This is a genomic window from Dyella sp. CR10, assembly GCF_055814425.1.
Genome location: NZ_CP185986.1, coordinates 3271541 through 3293251 on the forward strand (window position 1 = coordinate 3271541; position 21711 = coordinate 3293251).

General features: G+C 67.7%; 18 protein-coding genes. 12 read left to right on the top strand and 6 right to left on the bottom strand.

Annotated features, from left to right (window positions below; translation table 11 throughout):
* Nucleotides 1–5 precede the first annotated feature (5 nt).
* The 4 genes from ACNR9O_RS14685 to rapA all read left to right on the top strand — a co-directional run bounded on the left by ACNR9O_RS14685 (nt 6) and on the right by rapA (nt 4369).
* Nucleotides 6–410, top strand: a complete 405-nt coding sequence (locus tag ACNR9O_RS14685) for a type IV pilin protein (RefSeq protein ID WP_473687563.1) — start codon at nt 6–8, stop codon at nt 408–410.
* The gene (locus ACNR9O_RS14690; RefSeq protein ID WP_473687561.1) at nt 407–847 is read left to right on the top strand and encodes a DUF4124 domain-containing protein; all 441 of its coding nucleotides are present in this window, start codon (nt 407–409) and stop codon (nt 845–847) included. Before ACNR9O_RS14685 ends, ACNR9O_RS14690 begins: the two co-directional genes overlap by 4 nt.
* A 3-nt stretch (nt 848–850) precedes the next feature.
* Nucleotides 851–1444 (top strand): GspH/FimT family pseudopilin, encoded by a 594-nt coding sequence (locus ACNR9O_RS14695; RefSeq protein ID WP_473687559.1) that lies wholly within the window; start codon nt 851–853, stop codon nt 1442–1444.
* 84 nt (nt 1445–1528) lie between these two features.
* On the top strand, nt 1529–4369 hold the full coding sequence (gene rapA / locus ACNR9O_RS14700; protein WP_473687557.1) for an RNA polymerase-associated protein RapA: 2841 nt from the start codon (nt 1529–1531) through the stop codon (nt 4367–4369).
* A 122-nt stretch (nt 4370–4491) separates the two neighbouring features.
* On the opposite strand, the gene ACNR9O_RS14705 is transcribed toward rapA, so the two are convergent.
* From ACNR9O_RS14705 to ACNR9O_RS14715, 3 genes are read right to left on the bottom strand one after another with little or no spacing between them, the layout of a single operon-like run.
* Nucleotides 4492–5190 (bottom strand): aspartate/glutamate racemase family protein, encoded by a 699-nt coding sequence (locus ACNR9O_RS14705; RefSeq protein WP_473687555.1) that lies wholly within the window; start codon nt 5188–5190, stop codon nt 4492–4494.
* Nucleotides 5191–5217: 27 nt separating this feature from the next.
* Nucleotides 5218–6576: an amino acid permease gene (locus tag ACNR9O_RS14710; RefSeq protein ID WP_473687553.1), complete on the bottom strand. Its 1359-nt coding sequence runs from the start codon at nt 6574–6576 to the stop codon at nt 5218–5220.
* Nucleotides 6577–6604: 28 nt separating this feature from the next.
* Nucleotides 6605–7219, bottom strand: a complete 615-nt coding sequence (locus tag ACNR9O_RS14715) for a rhomboid family intramembrane serine protease (protein ID WP_473687551.1) — start codon at nt 7217–7219, stop codon at nt 6605–6607.
* A gap of 680 nt (nt 7220–7899) precedes the next feature.
* On the opposite strand from ACNR9O_RS14715, the gene ACNR9O_RS14720 reads away from it, so the two are divergent.
* From ACNR9O_RS14720 to ACNR9O_RS14735, 4 genes are all read left to right on the top strand, one after another.
* On the top strand, nt 7900–10488 hold the full coding sequence (locus ACNR9O_RS14720; RefSeq protein ID WP_473687549.1) for a TonB-dependent receptor: 2589 nt from the start codon (nt 7900–7902) through the stop codon (nt 10486–10488).
* 60 nt (nt 10489–10548) lie between these two features.
* Entirely contained in the window at nt 10549–13326 is a 2778-nt protein-coding gene (locus ACNR9O_RS14725) for a TonB-dependent receptor plug domain-containing protein (protein ID WP_473687547.1), read from the top strand.
* Between the two features lie 163 nt (nt 13327–13489).
* Nucleotides 13490–15127, top strand: a complete 1638-nt coding sequence (locus tag ACNR9O_RS14730) for a M28 family peptidase (protein WP_473688373.1) — start codon at nt 13490–13492, stop codon at nt 15125–15127.
* 87 nt (nt 15128–15214) lie between these two features.
* Nucleotides 15215–15865, top strand: coding sequence for a Rossmann-fold NAD(P)-binding domain-containing protein (locus tag ACNR9O_RS14735; RefSeq protein ID WP_473687545.1), 651 nt, complete (start codon nt 15215–15217; stop codon nt 15863–15865).
* A 160-nt stretch (nt 15866–16025) separates the two neighbouring features.
* Here the strand turns inward: ACNR9O_RS14735 and ACNR9O_RS14740 are convergent, their stop codons facing one another.
* The 3 genes from ACNR9O_RS14740 to ACNR9O_RS14750 all read right to left on the bottom strand — a co-directional run bounded on the left by ACNR9O_RS14740 (nt 16026) and on the right by ACNR9O_RS14750 (nt 19114).
* Nucleotides 16026–16652: a C40 family peptidase gene (locus tag ACNR9O_RS14740; RefSeq protein ID WP_473687543.1), complete on the bottom strand. Its 627-nt coding sequence runs from the start codon at nt 16650–16652 to the stop codon at nt 16026–16028.
* Nucleotides 16653–16939: 287 nt separating this feature from the next.
* Nucleotides 16940–17647 carry a YggS family pyridoxal phosphate-dependent enzyme gene (locus tag ACNR9O_RS14745; RefSeq protein ID WP_473700786.1) on the bottom strand — a complete coding sequence of 236 codons (708 nt, stop codon included), beginning with the start codon at nt 17645–17647 and terminating at the stop codon, nt 16940–16942.
* 42 nt (nt 17648–17689) lie between these two features.
* Entirely contained in the window at nt 17690–19114 is a 1425-nt protein-coding gene (locus tag ACNR9O_RS14750) for a M20 family metallopeptidase (protein ID WP_473687539.1), read from the bottom strand.
* A 208-nt stretch (nt 19115–19322) separates the two neighbouring features.
* Between ACNR9O_RS14750 and ACNR9O_RS14755 the strand changes: the two genes are divergently transcribed.
* The 4 genes from ACNR9O_RS14755 (at nt 19323) to ACNR9O_RS14770 (ending at nt 21517) form a co-directional block, all read left to right on the top strand.
* Nucleotides 19323–19658: a ComEA family DNA-binding protein gene (locus ACNR9O_RS14755; protein WP_473687537.1), complete on the top strand. Its 336-nt coding sequence runs from the start codon at nt 19323–19325 to the stop codon at nt 19656–19658.
* Between the two features lie 243 nt (nt 19659–19901).
* Nucleotides 19902–20378 carry an SET domain-containing protein-lysine N-methyltransferase gene (locus ACNR9O_RS14760; protein WP_473687535.1) on the top strand — a complete coding sequence of 159 codons (477 nt, stop codon included), beginning with the start codon at nt 19902–19904 and terminating at the stop codon, nt 20376–20378.
* Between the two features lie 9 nt (nt 20379–20387).
* Nucleotides 20388–20930 (top strand): GNAT family N-acetyltransferase, encoded by a 543-nt coding sequence (locus ACNR9O_RS14765; protein WP_473687533.1) that lies wholly within the window; start codon nt 20388–20390, stop codon nt 20928–20930.
* A gap of 26 nt (nt 20931–20956) precedes the next feature.
* On the top strand, nt 20957–21517 hold the full coding sequence (locus tag ACNR9O_RS14770; RefSeq protein WP_473687531.1) for a HutD/Ves family protein: 561 nt from the start codon (nt 20957–20959) through the stop codon (nt 21515–21517).
* Nucleotides 21518–21711 lie beyond the last annotated feature (194 nt).

Below are 21711 nucleotides of genomic sequence, written 5' to 3' on the forward strand. Positions count from 1 at the left end.
ATTCCATGCAACGCCATCGCGGTTTCACGCTAGTCGAACTCCTGATCGTCGTGGTGATCATCGCCATCCTGGCCGCGGTCGCTATTCCGTCCTACCGCAACTACGTGTTGCGCTCGCACCGCACCGATGCCACGCGCGCGCTCAACGACCTGGCGGCGCGGCAGGAGAGCTACTTCTTCTCCAACAACACCTACACCAGCAAGCTCTCCGACCTGGGCGCGAATTCGAGCGTTGCCGGCAGCTACTTCACCGTCGGCATCGCATCAGCCAGCACCACCGCCTACACGCTGACGGCAACGGCGCAAGGCAAGCAGACCCAGGACACCTGCCAGTCCTTCAGCCTCACCCGCGCGGGGGCGCAGACCTCCAACGGCAGCTCGTCCGACACGCCCAACTGCTGGGGCAAATGACCATGCGCAGCCCGCTGTTCTTGTCCGCGATACTGCTGTGCCTGTTGGCGCCGACATGCCTCACCGCGCAGACGTACTACAAGTGGGTCGATGCGCAGGGCGTGACGCATTACGGCGACCAGCCGCCAAAGGCGAAGAGCAGTCGGCTCGAGTTGCGCGGCAACCTGCCGCCGGCCGCGCCGGCGCCTTCCGCCCCTGCACCGGCGCCCGCGCCCGCGCCCGCGCCCGACGCGAACGAACACGCCTACCGCGAGCAAGCCTGTGCCACGGCGCGCAGAAACCTGGACGTGCTCGCCAGCGGAGCGATGGTCGTCACCGGCGGAACGATGGGTTCACCCGGCAGCTTCGACCAAGCCGCGAAGCTCACGCCCGAGCAGCGCGAGGCCGCCAAGGCCGAAGCGGAAAAACACGTGCACGAACTGTGCGGACAAGGATGAGACATGACCCGTCGGCGACTTAATGGCTTCTCCCTGGTCGAACTGATGGTGACGCTAGGCGTACTGGCCATCATCACGGCGCTCGCTTATCCGTCCATGCGCGATTTCATGCGCCGCAATCGCGCCGTCGCGCAGTCGAACGCGCTCATGGCCGACCTCCAGTACGCACGCGGGCAGGCTGCGGCGACGCGCAGCTACGTCTCCATCTGCCCGCGTGCATCGGCCACCGGCACGACCTGTGGCACCGACGGCAATTACGACCTGGGCTGGCTCGTCTATACCGGCCAGTCGCCGGGCGTCGCCTATGCTTCCACCGCCGCCGGCGCCGCCGACAACCTGCAGCGCCAGGCGCCGGACATGAGCGCCACCACGTCAGTGCGCGCGTCGGCCAGCGGGCCGCTGACGTTCAACTCGCGCGGCGAGCTGCTCAACGCAGCCTCGCCCGGCAGCGATGTCAGTTTCCTGACCTGCGCGAAGGCCAAGGCTGGCGACAGTCTCGGCGCCAACACCACCCGCATACCCGGCATCCGGCTCAACGTGTCCTCCTCCGGCAGAGTGGCCTCGTCCACGCTGGCCAGTGCGGATGCCTGCCAGTAATTCATCGCACCGGTAAGGCAAAACTAGGCAGGGCCTGCACGAGGGCGGATAATCTCCGCCCCTTTGTTCGTTTACGGCATATCGATGTTCGTTCCAGGCCAACGATGGATCTCCACCGCCGAACCCGAGCTGGGCCTCGGCACCGTGCTCAGGGTGGAGGGCCGCGGGGTGCAGGTGCTGTTCGCCAAGGCCGGCGTGCTGCGGCCCTACGCGGCGGATTCGGCGCCGCTGGTGCGCGCGGAATTCCGTGCCGGGCAGCGTGTTTCCGGCAAGGGCATCGCCTTTCTGGTCGAGCGGGTCGAAGTGAAGGACGACCTGCTGATCTACCGCGGCGAAGGCCGCGAGCTGCACGAGGGCCAGCTGGACGACGAGCAGAGCGTCAGCCAGGCCGATGACCGCCTGATCGGCGGGCGCACCGATCCGGTGGCGCGCTTCGACCTGCGCGTGGAAGGCCTGCAGCGCCGCGCCGATGCTCGCCGTTCGCCGGCCTGGGGCCTGGGCGCCGCGCGCATCGGCCTGGTGCCGCATCAGCTGCGCGTGGCCGGCATCGCCGCATCGCGCCGCCCGCCCCGCGTGCTGCTGGCGGACGAGGTCGGCCTGGGCAAGACCATCGAGGCCGGCATGATCATCGCTCGCCAGCTCGCCACCGGCCGCGCCCAGCGCGTGCTGGTGCTGCTGCCGGACACGCTGGTCTACCAGTGGTTCGTCGAACTGCTGCGCCGCTTCAACCTCAGCTTCGCCATCTACGACGAGGAGCGCTGCGAAGCGCTGGATATCAACGGCGAAGGCGCCAATCCGTTCGAGGACGAGCAGCTGGTGATCGCCGATTTCGGCTTCCTCGAACAGAATCCCAGACGCGCCGAGCAGCTGCTGCAGGCCCCGTGGGACCTGCTGGTGGTGGATGAGGCGCATCACCTGGCCTGGACGCCCGAAGCGGCCAGCCCGCGCTACGCGTTGGTCGAACGGCTGGCCGCCGTCACGCCGGGCGTGATCCTGCTCACCGCGACGCCGGAACAGCTGGGCCGCAGCGGCCACTTCGCTCGCCTGCGCCTGCTCGATCCGCAGCGTTACCGCGACCTGGACGGCTATCTGGCCGAGGCCGACAGCTTCCAGAACCTCTCGCGCATCGCCGACCGCCTGCTCGATGGCGAAGCACTGGACGAGGCGCAGCTGGCCACCCTGCGCGAGGCCTTCGCCGGCGACCAGGCCCTGCTCGCTCGACTGGCTGCCACCACCAAGCCGGACAACGCGCGCGAGCTGATCGCCGCGCTGATCGACCGCCACGGCACCGGCCGTGCCATGTTCCGCAACCGCCGTGCCGGCATCGGCGGCTTTCCGCAGCGCGTGCCGGTGTGGCACACGCTGGACGCCGGTTCGCTGAGCGAGGATGGCCGCCAGGCGCTGCTGGCCGAATTCCACGCCGACATCCAGCAGCCCTCCCCGGCGCTGGAGCTGGACTACGCCAACGACCCGCGCGTCGAGGCCCTGGTCGGCCTGCTGGACGAGCATCCGCAGGACAAGTTCCTGCTCATCTGCCGCAGCCAGGCCAAGGTGCTGGCGCTGGAAGAAGCCCTGCGCACGCGCACCGGCGCGGGCGTGGCGCGCTTCCACGAAGGCTTGGGCATCGTGCAGCGCGACCGCAACGCCGCGTATTTCGCGCAGCCGGACGGCGCACGCCTGCTGCTGTGTTCGGAAATCGGCTCGGAAGGCCGCAACTTCCAGTTCGCCCACCGCCTGGTGCTGTGGGATCTGCCGCTGGACCCGGACCTGCTCGAACAGCGCATTGGCCGCCTGGACCGCATCGGCCAGAAGCACGACATCAGCATCCACATCCTCGCCGTGGCCGACAGCGCGCAGCACGTGCTGGCGCGCTGGTACGACGAAGGCATCGACGCGTTCCGCTTCAGCCCCGCCGACGGCCGCGAGCTGCTGCGCCGCTATGGCGAGCCGCTGGCCCGCCTGGCCGACCAGCATGCGCGCGGCGACGATGGGCGCGACCAGGAGCTGGACGTGCTGCTGGCCGAAACCCGCGCCAGCCACGAAGAAATGGCCGCGCTGATCCGCGAAGGTCGCGACCATCTGCTGGAACTGGCGGCCAGCCGCGACCTGCACGCCGACGAACTGCAGCAGGCCTTCTCGCGCGAAGAAAACGATCCGGGCCGCGACGACTTCGTGCAGCGCCTGCTCGAACAGTTCGGCGTGCATGCCGAGGAACTCGGCGGCAAAGTGCTGCTGCTTGATCCGCAGTACCTCTCCACCGATGCGCTGCCGGGTTTCGCTGAAGGCCCCGTCGCCGCGACCTTCGCGCGCGATGTCGCCCTGGCGCGCGAAGAACTGCCGCTGCTGCGCCTGGATCACCCGATGGTGGCCGGCGCGCTGGACCTGGTGCTGTCCGGCGAGGACGGCAACGCCGCCTTCATGGTGGACGACGCACTGCCGCCGCGCAGCGCCCTGTTGCAGGCGGTGTTCCTGCTCGAATGCGTGGCCGATCGTACGCTCGACGCCGAGCGCTTCCTCCCCACCCAGCCCGTGGCGGTGGTGGTGGATACGCGCCTGGCCGAACGCGCCGGCTTCCAGCCCAGCGAGCTTTCCCTGCGCAAGGCGGCCGACCGCAATATCGAAGTGCCGCGCTATCGCAAGTTCCTCGCCAAGCTGGTGCCACCGATGCTGGAGAAGGCCGAGGAACTGGCCGGCCAGCGTGCGCAGGTCGCGATCGTCGAAGCGGTGGCGCATGCGACCGAAACGCTAGATGCGGAGCTGTCGCGCCTGCTCGCGCTGCGCGCGGTGAACCCCGCCATCAGCGAGGCGGAGATCGCCACGCTCGCCGGCGAACGTAGCGCCCTGCTCGCGGCCTTGCCGTTGTCACGTCTGCGGCTGGATGCGGTGCGCTTCGTGGTGAGCCCGGACTTTTTGGCGTTGCGCTGATTCCCGTCCTCACTGCGATACCGCTGCACTTCTCCCTCTCTTCGCGGGGGAGGGGGCCGGGAGAGGAAGTCTACGGAGCGATACCGCCCCCCCTACCTCATCCTCCGCTTTGCCCCTTCCCCTTACCGACCGCCCAACGCGAAATCCACAGCTGCCGCCGCGTGCAGCGCGGTGGTATCGAACAGCGGTACCGGGCTGTCCTCACGCCCCACCAGCAGCCCGATCTCGGTGCAGCCGAGGATGATTGCCTGCGCTCCGCGCGCGGCGCAGTCCACCATGATGGCGCGATAGAGCTGGCGCGAAGACTCGCGCACGATGCCCGCGCACAACTCCTCGTAGATGATCCGGTGCACATCCTTGCGCTGCGCCTCGTCGGGCACGATGCAGCGCACGCGATAACGCTCGAGCAGGCGCGCGCGGTAGAAGTCCTGCTCCATGGTGAAGGCCGTGCCCAGCAGCGCCACCCGGTCGTAGCCCGCCGCGCGCAGCGCCGCGCCGGTGGGGTCGGCGATATGCAGGAACGGCAGCGGCGTCGCGGCAATGACCGCGGATGCCACCTTGTGCATGGTGTTGGTCGCCAGCACGATAGCGTGCGCGCCGCCGGCGTGCAGGCGCCGCGCCGAGTCGGCCAGCAGTTCGCCCGCGCGCGCCCAGTCGCCGGCGCGCTGCAAGGCTTCGATCTCGCCGAAGTCGAGGCTGTCCAGCAGCACGCGCGCCGAACGCAGCGCGCCGAGGCGTTCGCGCACGCCGCGGTTGATCAGCTGGTAATAGGTGACCGTGGATTCCCAGCTCATGCCGCCGATCAGGCCTATCGTGCGCATGTCGGGCCTCCTTACCCTGCCGTACCGTCAGGCCGCCGAGGCCAGCGAGCGCACGCGCTCGCCGATACCCAGCCCGTACCAGGCCAGCGTGAGCAGCACGATCCAGCCCGCACCGACGTAAAGCGCTACGCGTGTATCCGGGCTGTAGCCGAGCATGACCAGCACGAACGTCAGAAAGGCCAGGCACACGATGCTGCTCAACGGCCACGCGCGCAGCGCGAACCCCGTCGCGCCATGGCGCCGGCGGAAACTGAAATGCGCGATCAGCACCATCATCCAGGTCCATACCGTGTTGAACGCGAGGATCGACATCATCATCGCGAACACGCGCTCCGGCAGCAGGTAGTTCAGCACCACGCCGAACACCAGACAGACCAGGGTGACCAGCACCGCGCGCACCGGCACGCCATGTCCGCTCACGCCACTCAGGAAGGCCGGCGCCTGGCCCTTGGTGGAAAGGCTGTAGAGCATGCGGCTGCCGCTGAAGGTGGTGCTGTTGAAACCGGACAGCGCCGCGGTGATCACCACAAAATTGATCAGTCCCGCCGCCTGCGGAATGCCCAGTTTCGCGAACGTGGTGACGAACGGGCTGCCCTGCGTGCCCAGCTGATTCCACGGATAGATCGCCATGATCACGAACAGCGCGCCGACGTAGAAGATCAGGATGCGCCACAGCACCGAGTTCACCGCGCGCGGGATGGTGCGCTCCGGCTGCGCGGCCTCGCCCGCGGCCATGCCGATGGTCTCGATGCCGCCGAAGGCGAACACCACCACCGGCAGGGCCAGCACCATGCCGGTGACGCCGTGCGGGAACCAGCCACCATGCGACCACAGGTTGGACAGACCGACGGGCTGCCCGCCGTTGCCCCAGCCCAGCCAGATCATGCTGGCGCCGCCGAGGATCATCAGCACCACGGTCACCACTTTGATCAGGGTGAACCAGAATTCCGTCTCGCCGTAGAACTTCACCGCCATCAAATTCAGGCTGCCGATCATCGCTACGCTGGCACCCACCCACACCCAGCGCGGTATGTCCGGGAACCACTGCGTCATGTAGATGCCCACGGCGGTGCTTTCGGCCATGCCCACGCCGACCATCAGGATCCAGTAGTTCCAGCCGGTGAGATAGCCGGCGAACGGTCCCAGGTAGCGGTGCGCGTAAGTGCTGAAGGAACCGGCCACCGGGTCGTGCACGGCCATCTCGCCGAGCGCGCGCATGATGATGAAGATCATCGCGCCGCCCACCATGTAGGCGAACAGCACCGAAGGACCGGCCAGGTTGATCGCATTGGCGGAGCCCAGGAACAGGCCGGCGCCGATCGCCATCCCCAGGGCCATGAAAGTGATATGGCGCGGGGTCAGCCGGCGCTGCAGGTGCTGAGTCATCGACAGGCGATCTTCGGTAGGGAAAGGATCAGCGCAACAGGCGCCGCTTGGGTTTGATCGGCAGCTTGCCGCGCCAGTATTCGATCAGCACGTACCCGCCCAGCATGCCGCCCAGGTGCGCGAAATGCGCGATGCCCGGCATCCACCCGGCGGTACCGGACACCAGTTCCAGCAGGCCGTAGCCGATCACGAACAGCCAGGCCGGGATCGCCACCGGGATCGGGAATACGATCAGGCGCTCCTGCGGCCACATCATGCCGAAGGCCAGCAGCAGGCCGAAGATCGCGCCGGAGGCGCCCACCGTCGGCGTCTGGAAGTCCTGCTCGAAGTAGCGCAGCCAAAGCAGCTGCAGGACCGAGGCGGTGACCAGGCAGACGAAGTAGTACAGGGTGAAATGGCGCGCGCCGAAGAGCCGCTCGACGCGACCGCCGAACATGAACAGGGCGAACATGTTGAAGAACAGGTGGGTGAAGCCGCCATGCATGAAGGCGTTGGTCACCACCTGCCACGGCTCGAAGTAGCCGCTGCCCAGCGGCCACAGCGCGAACGGTGCCGTCTGCATCGGCATCAGCCATTGCAGCAGGTAGATCACCACATTGGCGATCAACAGGTTACGGGTGACGGGAGGCAGGTCGTAGGCCATGGCCGGGTCCGGAGGCAAGCGCCCAAGGTTAGCGGCTGCCGGCCAATGCCGCCATCGACGCCCCAGGGGCGCCCGCAACAACCTGCGACAATGCGCCGCACCCCGCCTCGGGAACCTTGCGGGGGCGCGACTTGGACGCGATGCACGGACGCCGCCACGAACGCGTTTGCCTCCTGCCGGTTGACATCGCTTCGACGCGATGCAGAAATGGACGTCCATACGGCCGCTTCCCCAACGCGCCGTCGTCTTTTCCACAGGAACATCCTTTCATCGTGACTATCCAGGGCAACCGCCGGATCGCCAGCACCACGCATCGCATGTGCGCGATGTGTTGTTGCTGTTGTCGCTGATCCCGCGCCGCTTTCCCTCGATACCGGGCCCCTGTCCCGGCTCCAAGCAAGCCAGCGTCCACGGACGCACGTCATGCCGGATACCACGATGCACCTCCCGCACGCTCTTTCTTCGCACCGCGCCGACCGCCACGTCCTCGCAGGCATGGCGTGTTGTTGTCGCTGTCGAATGTGTCGCATCGGCTGATCCAGCCTTAGGCGTTTCCCCGCGCCTGCCTTGACGCCGTCCCCGCGGCGTACGCCCCGACCGCAGCTCCCCCGCTGCATCCCGCCGTCCCTGTCACCTGGCCTCGCGCCGGGAAGGACGCGCTCACAGGAATGCTTCCACCCATGTTCAAGCCCAGCCTGCTCCCGCTAGCCATCGCCTCGGCGCTCGCGCTTTCTCCGCTGCACGCGGAAGACGCCGACGGCAAGAAGGCCACCCAGCTCGAAGCCGTCACGGTCACCGGATCCAATATCAAGACGACCGATCTGGAGGGCCCCAGCCCGGTCCAGACGATCACCGCCGAACAGATCCGCGCCAGCGGCAAGACCACCCTGCCCGATCTGCTCCGCTCGATCTCGGCCAACACCGGCAACAGTGTCAACGAACAGCTCACCGGCAGCTTCTCCGCCGGCACCGCGGGGATCTCGCTGCGCGGCCTGGGCCAGAAGAACACGCTGGTGCTGCTGGACGGCAAGCGCGTCGCCAACTACGCCACTGCGTTCGAGCTGCAGGACACCTTCGTCGACCTGAATTCGCTGCCGCTGGCCGCGGTGGAGCGCATCGAAGTGCTCAAGGACGGCGCATCCGCCGTGTACGGCTCCGACGCGATTGCGGGCGTGGTCAACATCATCCTCAAGCAGAACTATCAGGGCGCCGAGCTCGGCGCGAACATCGGCGGCAGCACCGAAGGCACCGGGCAGCATTCCAACAACTTCCACCTGCTGCTCGGCAAGGGCGACCTGAAGAAGGACGGCTACAACGTGTTCTTCGCCCTCGACGGCACGCGCACGTCGCAGCTCAACCAGGACGACGTGAGCTGGCTGCGCGACAACGACTTCCGCGACAAGCCGGGCGGCCGCCTCAACTGGACGCCGACGAACTACTACAACAACGATCCCACCCAGGGCTTCGCCGATGCCGTCGGCCCGGTGCGCAAAGTGCCCTACGGCGCCATCACGCCCGGCAAGGCCGGCAATACCTGGGCCCACAACCCGGCGCCCTACACCTCGCTGATTCCCGGCGTAGAGCGCTACCACGCAGTGCTCAAGGCCACGGTGAAGCTCACCGACGACATCCAGGCCTACGGCGAAGCGGTCTACAGCCGCAGTCACGCCGCCTTCGTCTTCAGCGCACCGCTGGCGATCGGCACCAGCCTGCGCGCCTGGGACAATGCCAACCAGCGATTGGTGAACATCGACACCACACTGCCGACAGGCAACCCCGCCAACCCGTACGGCGTGCCCACCCCGGTGAACACCAACCTGTGGAACGTGGGCCAGCGCAACAAGCGCGACCGCACCATCTTCACGCGCTTCCTCGGTGGCGTGAAAGGCCATACCGGTGCGTGGGACTGGGACGTCTCGGCCGGGCACTCGGAAAGCAGCCTGAAGGAATACGTCACCAACTTCGGCAACCGCTACGCCTTCCAGTCGCTGCTCGCCAGTGGCGGCTACGACTTCGCTGCAGGCCATAACTCGCAGGCGGCGATCGATGCGCTTCGCCTGTCCACCATCCGCCCGGCGGTGTCGCGCCTGACCACGGTGGACGCCACCGCCAGCACCCAGTTGTTCGACCTTCCCGCAGGCGCGGTGGGCTTCGCCGCCGGCTACGAATTCCGCAACGAGTCGATCAACTCGCGCACCTCGCAGGCGGTGCTCTCGGGCAGCGAACTGCGCCCGGCCATCGACATCATCCGCGGCTCGCGCGACGTGCACGCCGCGTACGCAGAATTCAACGTGCCGATCCTTGCGACGCTGGAAGCGGGCGTGGCCGGACGGCTGGATCACTACAACGATTTCGGCAATGCCTTTGCGCCTAAATTCACGCTGCGCTACCAGCCACTGGACTGGCTGCTGCTGCGCGGCTCGTACTCGCGCGGTTTCCGCGCCCCGTCACTGCCGGAGATCACCCACAGCACCGCGGTGAGCTACAGCACCGTGGTCGATCCCTACGATCCGGTGACGCCCGGCCAGCGTCGCGGCTATACCGACGTGTTCGCGGCGAATCCGAAGCTGCGCCCGGAGCGCTCGGAGAACTACAACGGCGGCCTCGTGATCTCGCCCAGCGCCGACACCAGCGTGAGCCTGGACTACTACCACATCGTTCAGCGCGGCATTATCGGCCCCGACGACGACGCCACGCTGGTACTGCGCAAGGATCCGCGCGTGCAGCGCGATGCTCAGGGCCGCATCAGCATCATCACCAACCAGTACCGCAACCAGCAGAGCCTGACCACCGACGGCGTCGATCTCGACTTCCACCACACGTTGCATGCCGGCGCCGCCGGGGACTTCATCCTCAACGGCAGCTGGACACGCCTGCTCAAGTACAGCCAGCCGCGCGTGGCCGGCGACGCGCCGGTGAACGGCGCCGGCACCAACATCTTCGGCTCGCTGCCGAAGTGGCGCGGCAGCACCGGCCTGACCTGGGGCTTCCACGACGTCGCGAGCACGCTGACCTGGTACCACGTGGGCGGCTACCGGCAAAACCCGGACAACCGCCTGAGCCCCGCCTACCCTGAGCGGGTAAAGGCCTGGAACACGTTCGATCTGAGCGTCGCGTACACGGGTCTGCCCAACACCACGCTCATGCTGGCCGTACAGAACCTGCAGAACCGCCGGCCGCCGTGGGATCCGTCCAACACGTATTACGACCTGACCCAGGCCGATCCCCGCGGCCGCTATGTCTACGTCGGCGCGGACTACCGCTTCTGAGCCCTCCGGCGCGGGACATCCCCGCCCGCGCCCCCCATCCCCCACAGGAATCCACGTTTCATGTCTCTCCCGATCGCAACGCGCGGCGCATGGCTGCGCACTTCGCTCTGGCTGGGTCTCTCCCTCGCCTTCGGCGCGCATGCCGCCGACGACACGCCCGCACCGCAGGACAGCAAGACGCTCGAACAGGTCACCGTGACCGGCTCGCGCATTCCGCGCGCGGATATCGAAGGCCCTTCGCCGGTCATCACCATCAGCGCACAGGACATCCAGTCGCGCGGCTTCCGCAGCGTCTACGACGCCATCAACTCGCTCAGCCAGAACACCGGCATGACTCAGGGCGAGGATTTCGGCAACACCTTCACGCCGGCCGCCAACACCATCAACTTGCGCGGACTCGGTCCCAACCACACGCTGGTACTGGTCAACGGACGCCGCGTAGCGGATTACCCGGTCGCCTACGACGGCTCGGTGAATTTCGTGAACCTGGCGAACATCCCCGCCGTGATGATCGACCGCATCGAAGTGCTCACCGGCGGAGCATCCGCGGTGTACGGCTCGGATGCGATCGCCGGCGTGGTCAACGTCATCCTCAAGCAGAAGGCCAAGGGCTTGGATGTCGCACTGCGCACCGGCGGCACGCAAGGCGGCGGCGGCGCCAACCAGCGCCTGCAGATCGGCGGCGGGCACAGCTGGGGCAAGCTCGACGCCGTGTTCGGCGTGGAGCTGACCCGCCGCGAGCCGATCTGGGGCACGGACCGCCGCTTCATGGATTCGCTCGCGCGCGACCCGAGTCTCCACGGCGCACCCACGATCCCCACCGCGGTGTTCTATCGACGCGACATGAACACGGGCAAGTACGTCGATCCCGGCACCGGTACCTGCGACGCTCTGAGCGGTCTCTACGGCGGCACCGTGCGCCGCGCCTACAACCCGCGGCTGGGCTACTACTGCGGCAGCGACCGTGCCCCGCCGACGTTCTGGACCGTGCAGACGCAGCAACGCAACGTCAACGCCTATACCGGCCTGCATTACCAGCTCAGCGACGATACGGAACTGTTCGGCGATTTCATGCTGGGCGTGGACAAGATCCGCAACACCACGCGCGCGCCGAGCTGGACCTCGCTGGCCGCCGGCGACAGCTATTTCATCAATAGCGCCACCGGACAGCCCGAGCGCTGGTACCGCCGCTTCTCTCCGGAAGAGATCGGCGGGCGCACGCAGGCAGGCAGCCGCTTCTTCGAACGCGCCTGGAACGCCACTGTCGGCGTGCGTGGCCGCGCCGGCGAGCACTGGCGCTACGAAGCGGCGTACAACCGCTCGGAGTACGACAACATCACCAGCCGGCGCGCCTTCCTCAATGGGCTGGACGAATACTTCCTCGGCCCGCGCAGCGGAACCTCCAACGGCGTGGCCGTCTATACGCCTGATCCCGCGCGGCTCTATCGGCCACTCACGCCCGATGCATGGGACCAGCTGACGGACACCTACGCCAGCCACAACACCGCCTGGGTGCAGACGCTCAGCCTGAGCGCGAACCACGATGACCTGTTCGCCCTGCCCGGCGGCTCGGCGGGCTTCGCCGGCGTGATCGAGGCGGGCAGCCAGGGTTACCGCAACACGCCGGACGAGCGCCTGCGCGAAGGCGTGTTCTGGAACAACAGCGGCAACCTGCCATCCAGCGGCAAGCGCGATCGCTATGCGGTCGGCGCGGAGCTGAGCCTGCCGCTTTACGAAAAGCTCATCGCCACCGTGGCCGGGCGCTACGACAGCTACAGCTATGCCGGCCGCCACGACCGCAAGGCCACCTGGAGCGCCGGGCTCGAGTATCGCCCGGTGGATTCGCTGCTGCTGCGCGGCAACGTGGCCACCAGCTTCCGTGCGCCGGACATGAACTACATCTTCGCCAGCGCGACCAACGGCTATATCCCGGGCCTGACCGACTACTACCGCTGCCGCGTGGCAGGCCAGCCCTTCGGCAGCTGCGACTTCGCCAACCAGAGCATCAACTACACCAGCTACGGCAGCGACAAGCTCAAGGCGGAGAACGGCCGTTCGTACAGCTATGGCCTGGTGTGGTCGCCAAGCCGGCAGTTCGATCTTTCGATCGACTACTACCACGTGCGCATCGACAACGAAGTCACCAACCTCAGCGCCGATGGCGTGCTGAGCGACGAAGCCGATTGTCGCCTGGGCCGCACGCAGGCCGGCCAGCCGGTGGACATCGCCTCGCCGCAGTGCCAGGCCACGCTGGCGCGCGTACAGCGCAATGCCGCCGGCGCGGTGGATCCGCTCACCGCCACGCGCATCTACGTCAACCCGATCAACGCCGCCAGCGAGCGCACCAGCGGCATCGACGCCAGCGGCAATCTGCGCTGGGGCAGTGCGCGTGCCGGCGATTTCGCCCTGCGCCTGAACTACACGCTGGTGCTCACGCACGATTACCAGCAGTTCCCCGGCGGCACCGTGCTCGATCTGCGCAACGGCGCCGGCCAGAGCGATTCGGGCAGCACCTACGAGTGGCGCAGCAAGCTCAACGGCAGCCTCAGCTGGAGTTACCGCGATGTCACCACCACGTTGTACGGCATCCGCTACGGCAGCTTGCTCAATGCCGATCAGAGCGGACGCATTGCGCCCTATTTCCGCTACAACGCCAGCGTGGCATGGCGCATCACCGACCGCGCCAGCGTGTCGCTGACCATCAACAACCTGCTGAACAAGGCGCCGCCGCGCGACCGCACCGGCAGCGGCTGGCCGTTCTACCCGGTTGGTAACTACGATCCGTACGGCCGTCAGTGGTGGATCGAGGCGAGCTATCACTTCGGCGCCAAGAGCTGACAGCGGCAAGTCGACTGCAGGGCCGGCATTTCCGTACATGCCGGCCCTGCGTTCCTTGCACGATCCATCGCACAATCTTGCGCGTTTTCAGCGGGCACCGACGCGGTTACATTCCCGCGAACCGTATCGCACGGGATCCCGAGGAATGCGCCGTCTCTTGTCCATGTTCGCTCTGTGCACGTTGCTGGCCGCATGCCAGCATCACCAGGTGGCATCGCGCGATGACGATACGACGGCGAACTTTTCGCCCGGCATCATGCCCGAGGATTTGGCCGTCCATTTCCGTGCACTGTCCGCGCCCGCGCTGCGCGACCGTTCACCGGGCAGCGATGGCGAGCGGCGCACGGTGGCGTATTTGATCGGGCAATTCGAGCGCATGGGCCTGCAGCCGGGCAATGGCGACAGCTGGACCCAGGACGTGCCCTTCGTTGCCAGCCGCGTGCGCGACGCTGCGCGCGCCACTCTGCGTATCGCCGACGGGGCGCAGCCGCTGTCGCTGTCGTGGGGCACCGACATGGTCGTCAACTCGCCAGCCGCGTTGCCGCACGCGGCGATCGATACGTCGCCGCTGGTGTTCGCCGGCTATGGCATCGTCGCGCCCGAGCAGGCATGGAACGACTACGACGGGCAGGACCTCAAGGGCAAGACCGTCATCGTGCTGATCAACGATCCGGGCTGGAACAGCCAGGATCCGGCGTTGTTCCATGGCCGCTGGCCGACCTTGTTCGGCTCGTGGCGCTACAAGGTGGAAGAGGCCGCGCGGCACGGCGCGGCCGCAGTATTCGTAGTGCACGACGAAACCGCGGCGGGCTTCGCCTGGCAGAGCGTGCTCGACCGTGGGGCCGGCCCCTGGTACGGCCTGCCCGAGGACACCCGCGGACGCTCCACGCCCTCCCTCGCCGGCTGGCTGACCACGGCGGCCGCGCAACGCCTGTTCGCGGATGCGGGCGTGGACTTCGACACGCTGCGCGAGGCCGCACAGCATCGCGGCTTCCGTCCGATTGCCCTGCCAGTCAAGGCCAGCCTGGCCATCGACAGCGACATCAGCCGTGGCACCTCGCCCAACGTGATCGCGCGCCTGTCGGGCAGCAAACGTTCCGATGACGCCATCGTCTACGCCACGCACTGGGACCACCCCGACGCGCGCGACAGTCAGTCGTTGCATGGCGTGGCGCAGAGCGCGGCCGGCTTGGCAGGCCTGCTGGAGCTGGCCGAGGCTTTCACGCATCGCGCGCCGAAGCCCCACCGCAGCGTGCTGTTCGTCGCGCTCACGCTGGAAGAAGCCGGCATGCTCGGCGCGCGCTACTACGTCGACCATCCGCCGATGCCGCTGGAGCACACCGTCGCCGAGATCGAACTGGACGCACTGCCCGGGCTCGGCCCCAGCCGCGACTTGAACGTCGTCGGCTATGGCGAGTCGCAGATGGACGACTATCTCGCCGATGCCCTGCGCAGCCAGCGCCGCAGCCTCACCCCCGACGACGAGCGCACGCGCGCCCTGCTGTTCCACTCGGACGCGCTGAGCTTCGCCAGTCGCGGCGTGCCGGTGCTGTATGCGCGCTCGGGCCTGAATCTGCTCGATGGCGGCCTCGCCGCGGGACGCTCGCGCTACGGCGCCTTCCTTGCCGCCAGCGCCAGCCAGCCCCAGGCCGATGTCGACCCCGGCTGGGATATGCGCGGCGTGGCCGAGGACCTGCGTGCGCTGTTCATGGTGGGCGGGCGATTGTCGATGGATGCCAGCTATCCGCAATGGAAACCGATGGCGAGTTTCCGCCGTCCGGTGACCATGGTCGCGCGCTGACCCCGCGCATGCAGGGCTGAGCGGGACATCACGCGCAACACCGGCGAAGCGTGGCAGTCTGTGCGGGTCGGTCCTCCCGCTGCACCCATGAACGCATCGCATCATCACGTCCTGCTCGCCGGAGCCACCGGGCTCACCGGCGGCCTGCTTCTGCGCGAACTGCTCGCCGATCCGTCGGTGGCCCGCGTGCTTGCGCCGACGCGGCGCCGACTGCCGTCCGCCCCGCGGCTGGAGAATCCGGTCGGGCTGTTGCACCGGGTACTGCCGCAGCTGCAGCCGCCGGTGGATATCGCCATCTGCTGCCTCGGCACCACGCTCGCGCAGGCCGGTTCGCGCGAGGCGTTCCGCATGACCGACTACGATCTGCCGCTGGCGCTCGGCCGCCGCGCACGCAAGCTCGGCGCGCGCCATTACCTGGTGATGAGCTCTCTCGGTGCCGACCCGGCCTCGCGCAGCTTCTACACGCGCGTCAAAGGCGAGCTGGAACAGTCGCTGCGCGAACAGGGCTGGCCGCAGCTGACCCTGGTGCGGCCGTCGCTGCTGCTGGGGTCGCGCGACGAGTTCCGCCTTGGCGAAACCCTGGCCGCGCCCTTGTCGCGCCTGCTGCCCGGCCGATGGCGCGGCATCCGCGCCGAGACAGTCGCCCGCGCACTGTGGCAGCTTGCGCGCCAGCCCGGCGAGGGCGTGCGCGTGGTGGAATCGGACGAACTGCGCCGCCTGGGCCGCCAGCCGGGCTAAGCGTGGGTCGGGGTGAAATCCCAGCGGAAACACTTGGCGCTCGGAAGCATTCGTTGCGGAGCCTCTTCAGCCCGCTCGAGCATGCGCCCCGTTCCCTGCTCCCCCAAAAAAACAAGGCCGCCTTTCGGCGGCCTTCGACTGCGGAAAATCCTGGAGCGGCTCAGCCGTTCTGCGCCATGCCCTCGGGGCGCTTGGCACCGGCGAAGCGCTTGGCCCAGTAGGACTGCTCGAGGCTGTCCACGCGCACCGTCTTGCCGCGCGAGGGCGAATGGATGAACTGGCCGTTGGCGATGTAGATGCCCACGTGCGAGATGCGTCCGCCGCCGCGGCGGCCGGCGGTACGGAAGAACACCAGGTCGCCCGGCTGCATTTCCGAGCGCTTCACCTTCAGGCCGGCCAGGAACTGGCCGGCCGAATTGGAAGGCAGCTCCAGGCCCACGGCATGGGCGAACACATAGCGGACGAAACCGCTGCAATCGAAACCGGTGGAAGGATCGTGGCCACCGCGCACGTAGCGGATGTCGCGCAGCTTCATGGCCAAGTCGATCAGCGTCTTGCGCAGGTCGTCGGCATTGCCTTCTTCGTCGGCGGCGATGGCCGGCGCGGCGGGCAGTACGGACTGGGAGATCGCCTGGGCCGGCGCGAGAGCCGCGAACTGGCTCATCAGCGGCGGGGTGATCGTAGCGATGGCCGGCGAGGGCTGTCCGCTGGGGCTGGCGAAAACGGGACCGGCTGCGAGGGCGGCAACGGCCAGCACGGACAGGGCGGTCAATCGCTTGATTGGCATGCGGGAAAAATCCCTTTGCTGTTCATGAGATTGGCCGCCGGGTGTGTCGGCGACCGTGACGAAGCCGTGAACTTAGCAAAGCGATATAGACCGTATGTTCGATTGGGGTTAACTAAACCCCGCGGTTTCATAAAACTGAAGGCCTGAGAAACGTCCAGCATCCATCTGAAAACAGGCGGAAATCACCGTAATGCCCCGACCTGCCTAGGAATTCTTCTTAGGCGCTTTCGTCTCGGAACTGTGACGGAGGTCCGTAACAGGTCTACCCGGCGTCCTCTCAAAGCCGGTCAGGGCGTCCGTCGCCCGAAGATCGCAGTGCCGATACGCACCTCGGTGGCACCCTCCGCGACGGCCAGCGGGAAATCCCCGCTCATGCCCATGGAAAGACGCGGCAGGTCGTGGCCCTGCGCCGCCATCCGGTCGCGCAGTTCGCGCAGCAGGCGGAAACAGGCGCGCACCGGTTCGGCTTCTTCCGCGTTCACCGCCATGGTCATCAGGCCCCGCACGCGCAGGGTGTCGAAAGCGCGCAGGCGCCCCAGGAAAGCCGGCAGATCAGCCGGTGCGAGTCCGTGCTTGCTTTCCTCCGGCGAGGTCTTGACCTGTACCAGCACGTCGATCGCCCGCCCTTCCGTTTGCAGGCGGCGGTCGAGCGCCTCGGCCAGATCCAGGCGATCGAGCGATTGCACTTCGCTGGCCAGGCGGGCCACGTCCTTGGCTTTGTTGGTCTGCAGATGGCCGATCATCACCCAGTCGATGCCGGCATCGGCCAGCGGGCCGGCCTTGTCGCGGATCTCCTGCACCTTGTTCTCGCCGAAGCGGTGCAGGCCCAGCGCGACCGCAGCGCGGATGGCCTCCACCCCGAAGGTCTTGCTGACCGGCAGAATGCCGACTTCGGCGGGATCGCGGCCGGCCGCACGGCAGGCCGCATCCACGCGGTCGCGCACCGCGGCCCAGTTCGCCGCGATGTAGCTGTAGTCGCTGTCCGTCACGCTCATGGCGTCGCGAAAGCGCGCCGCCACGGGGGCGGCGCTTTCGGCTCAGGCCTTGCCGGCCTGCTCGAAGTGGCGCGCCACCACTTCGGCGACCACCATGCTCACCTTCTTGCCGGTGGGGATGTGCAGGAACTCGTTGGGGCCGTGCGCGTTGGAGTGCGGGCCCAGCACGCCGGTGATCAGGAACTGCGCCTGCGGGAACTTCTCGCCCAGCATGCCCATGAACGGAATGCTGCCGCCCTCGCCCATGTACGCGGCCGGCGCGCCGAAATAGTGCTGCGAGGCCTCGGTCACCGTCTGCTCCAGCCACGGCGACAGCTGCGGCGCGTGCCAGCCGCCGCCATCCTTCTCCAGCTTGAAGCTGACCTTGGCGCCGTACGGCGGGTCCTTTTCCAGCAGTTGCTTGACGAACTGGCCGGCCTGCGTGCCGTTGAGCGTGGGCGGCAGGCGCAGGCTGAGCTTCACCGAGGTCTTCGGCCGCAGCACGTTGCCGGCGCTTTCCAGCGGCGGCAAGCCGTCCGCGCCGGTCACGGCCAGCTGCGGGCGCCAGCTGCGGTTGAGCACCAGCTCGGCGAGATCGTCGGTGACCGGCTTCATGCCTTCGACGAAGGGGAACTTGTCGTAGATGGCGGTGCCAAGCACCTTGGCCGCCTGCTTCGCCTGCTCGACGCGCTGCGCCGGGATGTCGACGTACAGCTCCTTGGGCTTGATCGTGCCGGTCTGCGGATCCTCCAGGCGCGACAGCACGTCGCGCAGGATGCGGAAGCTCGACGGCACCACGCCGGAAGCGTCGCCCGAATGCACGCCCTCCTCCAGCACCTGCACGGTCAGCTCGCCGCCGGTCATGCCGCGCAGCGAGGTGGTCAGCCACAGCTGGTCGTAGTTGCCGCAGCCCGAATCCAGGCACACCACCAACGAGGGATTGCCGATACGCGCGGCCAGATGATCGACGTAGTACGGCAGGTCATAGCTGCCCGATTCCTCGCAGGCTTCGATCATGACCACGCAGCGCGCATGCGGCACGCCCTGCTCGCGCAGCGCCAGCAGCGCGGCCAGCGAGCCGAAGATGGCGTAGCCGTCGTCGGCGCCGCCGCGGCCGTACAGCTTGTCGCCCTTGATCACCGGGGTCCACGGACCCAGGCCTTCGGCCCAGCCGGTCATTTCCGGCTGCTTGTCGAGATGGCCATAAAGCACCACGGTGTCGTCGCCCTGCCCCGGCACCTCGATATAGATCAGCGGCGTGCGGCCTTCCAGGCGCACCACCTCGAGCGTGGCGCCCGGCAAGGCGGACAGCTTGGAGCGCGCCCAGGTCTCCATCAGCTTCACCGCGGCGTCCATGTGGCCGTGCTCTACCCACTTGGGATCGAACATCGGTGACTTGTTGGGGATGCGGATGTACTCCATCAGCTGAGGCACGATCTCGGCATCCCACAGGCCGCTGATGAAACCGGAAAGGCGGGCGGTATCCATGAGGACTCCTGGGCAAAGGGAAAGCGCCGATTGTATCAGCGGCGCCGAGAGCACCACTGACAGTCGCGTAGGCGACAACGCACACGACATGAGGCCTCCCGCGTACCGCGACGCGGACAGTGCGCCGGCTGTGGCTTGCCGGCATGCGCGGCAAGGTGGCGATGCGGCGCGCAGACGTCGCGCTTTCCCTGTCCACGAGGAGATTTCCATGTTTCGCAAACTCGCCCCCATCGCGCTCGGCCTGGCTCTGAGCCTGGCGCTGCCGCTGCATGCCGCCACGCCGGTCAACGTCAATACCGCCGACGCCGCGGCCATCGCCAAGGCGCTGGACGGCATCGGCCCGGCCAAGGCGGCCGCCATCGTGGCCTGGCGCGAGGAGCACGGGCCGTTCAAGAGCGTCGACGAGGTCGGCAAGGTCAAGGGCGTCGGCGCGGAAACGCTGGAGCGCAACCGGTCCGCGATTCTGCTGTCCGGCGATGGCGCCAAGGCCGAGGCGGCGCCGGGCAAGGCCAAAGGCAAGGCCAGGAAGGCCGAGGAGGAATAAGCCGGGGGAAACCAAGGAAGGGCAGGAACACCGCCGGCCGCCATGGTCGAGGCCGCCAGCAAGCATCCACCCCATGCGTTCCATCGCCCTCCCGCTGCACCGTGGCGACCCTGGCGGGTCGCCACGGTTGCGCCTACACTCCGCCTTCACTTCCGCCCGCCCGGTCATCCGGGCGGCATGTCCCATGGCCCCAGATCCAGGCTCCATGAAGCGATTCCTTCGGCTGTTCGCGCCCTCCACGCCATGATCCTGCCGCGTTACCGCATTGCCGCTTCGGGTATCGGAGGCGCCGGCAACGGGCTGTTCCTGGAGCAGGACGTGGCCGCCGGCCGCGTCGTCACCGCGCCGGACACGATCGACCGCACCTGGTCGCTTGCCGAGATCCTGGGTTCGCCGGAGCTGAAGGCCCAGCTCCACGCCAGCGCGCGCTGGTTCGAGGACCGCTACACGCTGTCCCCCGACTGGCCCGACGAGTGCTACATCAACCACAGCTTCGAGCCCACCGGGCTGTGGCACCTCGGCTTCGTGTTCGCCGCGCGGGACCTGCCGGCGGGCACGGAGATCACGGTGGACTACCGCCACCTCCTCGCCCCTGGCCAGGAGGAGGACTTTATCGACACGGCCACTGGTGGGAAAATTATCGGCTTGCCTTGGGCCGAAAGCCTGGCCATGAGTACCCGCGCCCTCGCCGGCTTGCTGGCCGGCACGCCCGTCATCTGAATTACCGCGATGTTCGACATACCCACCCTCGAAACCGCGCGCCTGCGCCTTACCGCCCTCAACGCCAGCCATTTCGACGACTACGCCGCGATGCTCGCCGACCCCTCCAGCACGCGCTGGGTCGGCGACGGCGAGCCGCTGGACCGCGGCCATGCCTGGCGTTCGCTGGCCATGCTGCTGGGTCACTGGCAATTGCGCGGCTACGGCATGTGGGCGCTCGAACTGAAGGAAACCGGCGCCTTCGTCGGCCGGGCGGGCCTGATGAATCCCGAGGGCTGGCCGGGCCTCGAACTGGGCTGGATGCTCAAGGCCGAATACCGCCACCACGGCTATGCCACCGAGGCGGGCAGCGCGATCCTCGACTACGCCTGGAACCAGCTGCGCGCGCAGCGCGTGATCAGCCTCGTGCGCGTGGGCAACGATGCCTCCGACCGCCTGGCCGAACGCCTCGGCGGCGAGCACATCGAGGACATGGATTTCTGCGGCGCTTACAACCATGTGTTCGCGTACTACCCGCCGTATCGCGAAACGCGCCGCGCCGCTTACGCCTGAGCGGCGCGCGGGCTGACGCGCTACACATGAGCGCCTTTCGCCGCATCAACGCCGAAACCCTGCGCACGGAAGCCTGGGCCAACGGTGCCGGCACCACTACCGCTCTGGCCAGCGGGCCGGATCCGCAGGCATGGCGCTGGCGCCTGAGCATCGCCAACCTCGAACGCGACGCCGACTTCTCCACCTTGCCCGGCGTGCGCCGGCAGTTCGCCGCACTGGACGCGCCGCTCACCCTGCATTTTCCGCACAGACACGAACAGCCGCTGCTGCGCTTGGCCGTCATCCGTTTCGACGGTGGCGAACCGCCGCACGCGCGCCTCACGGAAGGCCCGACCCGTGCGTTCAACCTGATGCTGCGCGATGACGCCGAAGGCGAACTCATCGCACGGCCCTTGAACGGCGCGATGCTGCTGCCGCCTGCCGCGAAGGCACTCTGGTTCCTGCACATGCTGACGGGACAGACCCGGTTGCAAGCAGACGACGAAAGCCTCGCGCTGAGCCAAGGCGAATCGACGTGGGTCGAAGCGCGCGGACGCTTGCGCATCGAGGGCGGCGGCGAAATCGTGCTGGTCCGCCTGGCGCTTTGATCTGCGGATGGTCTCGCCCGCGAACGTCGGGGTTCGCTGCGCTCACTCCAACCGGCAGCCACGCATCGAGCGGAATAGAAGGTGTCGGTGCTGCGGGGACTCGCTGCGGTTGAGGGGACGCCCGGAGCGGAGCGCATCACTTCCACGCTCCGCCCGAACCCTCACGCCGTCCCCTCCCAGAGGGAGAGAGGCTT

Excerpts from the sequence above, each read along its gene's own strand:
- ACNR9O_RS14735 (WP_473687545.1), top strand. The coding sequence starts at position 15,215 with ATGAACGCATCGCATCATCACGTCCTGCTCGCCGGAGCCACCGGGCTC.
- ACNR9O_RS14755 (WP_473687537.1), top strand. The coding sequence starts at position 19,323 with ATGTTTCGCAAACTCGCCCCCATCGCGCTCGGCCTGGCTCTGAGCCTG.
- ACNR9O_RS14740 (WP_473687543.1), bottom strand. The coding sequence starts at position 16,652 with ATGCCAATCAAGCGATTGACCGCCCTGTCCGTGCTGGCCGTTGCCGCC.
- ACNR9O_RS14765 (WP_473687533.1), top strand. The coding sequence starts at position 20,388 with ATGTTCGACATACCCACCCTCGAAACCGCGCGCCTGCGCCTTACCGCC.
- ACNR9O_RS14690 (WP_473687561.1), top strand. The coding sequence starts at position 407 with ATGACCATGCGCAGCCCGCTGTTCTTGTCCGCGATACTGCTGTGCCTG.
- ACNR9O_RS14730 (WP_473688373.1), top strand. The coding sequence starts at position 13,490 with ATGTTCGCTCTGTGCACGTTGCTGGCCGCATGCCAGCATCACCAGGTG.
- ACNR9O_RS14715 (WP_473687551.1), bottom strand. The coding sequence starts at position 7,219 with ATGGCCTACGACCTGCCTCCCGTCACCCGTAACCTGTTGATCGCCAAT.
- ACNR9O_RS14750 (WP_473687539.1), bottom strand. The coding sequence starts at position 19,114 with ATGGATACCGCCCGCCTTTCCGGTTTCATCAGCGGCCTGTGGGATGCC.
- rapA (WP_473687557.1), top strand. The coding sequence starts at position 1,529 with ATGTTCGTTCCAGGCCAACGATGGATCTCCACCGCCGAACCCGAGCTG.
- ACNR9O_RS14770 (WP_473687531.1), top strand. The coding sequence starts at position 20,957 with ATGAGCGCCTTTCGCCGCATCAACGCCGAAACCCTGCGCACGGAAGCC.
- ACNR9O_RS14760 (WP_473687535.1), top strand. The coding sequence starts at position 19,902 with ATGATCCTGCCGCGTTACCGCATTGCCGCTTCGGGTATCGGAGGCGCC.
- ACNR9O_RS14695 (WP_473687559.1), top strand. The coding sequence starts at position 851 with ATGACCCGTCGGCGACTTAATGGCTTCTCCCTGGTCGAACTGATGGTG.
- ACNR9O_RS14685 (WP_473687563.1), top strand. The coding sequence starts at position 6 with ATGCAACGCCATCGCGGTTTCACGCTAGTCGAACTCCTGATCGTCGTG.
- ACNR9O_RS14705 (WP_473687555.1), bottom strand. The coding sequence starts at position 5,190 with ATGCGCACGATAGGCCTGATCGGCGGCATGAGCTGGGAATCCACGGTC.
- ACNR9O_RS14725 (WP_473687547.1), top strand. The coding sequence starts at position 10,549 with ATGTCTCTCCCGATCGCAACGCGCGGCGCATGGCTGCGCACTTCGCTC.
- ACNR9O_RS14710 (WP_473687553.1), bottom strand. The coding sequence starts at position 6,576 with ATGACTCAGCACCTGCAGCGCCGGCTGACCCCGCGCCATATCACTTTC.
- ACNR9O_RS14720 (WP_473687549.1), top strand. The coding sequence starts at position 7,900 with ATGTTCAAGCCCAGCCTGCTCCCGCTAGCCATCGCCTCGGCGCTCGCG.
- ACNR9O_RS14745 (WP_473700786.1), bottom strand. The coding sequence starts at position 17,647 with ATGAGCGTGACGGACAGCGACTACAGCTACATCGCGGCGAACTGGGCC.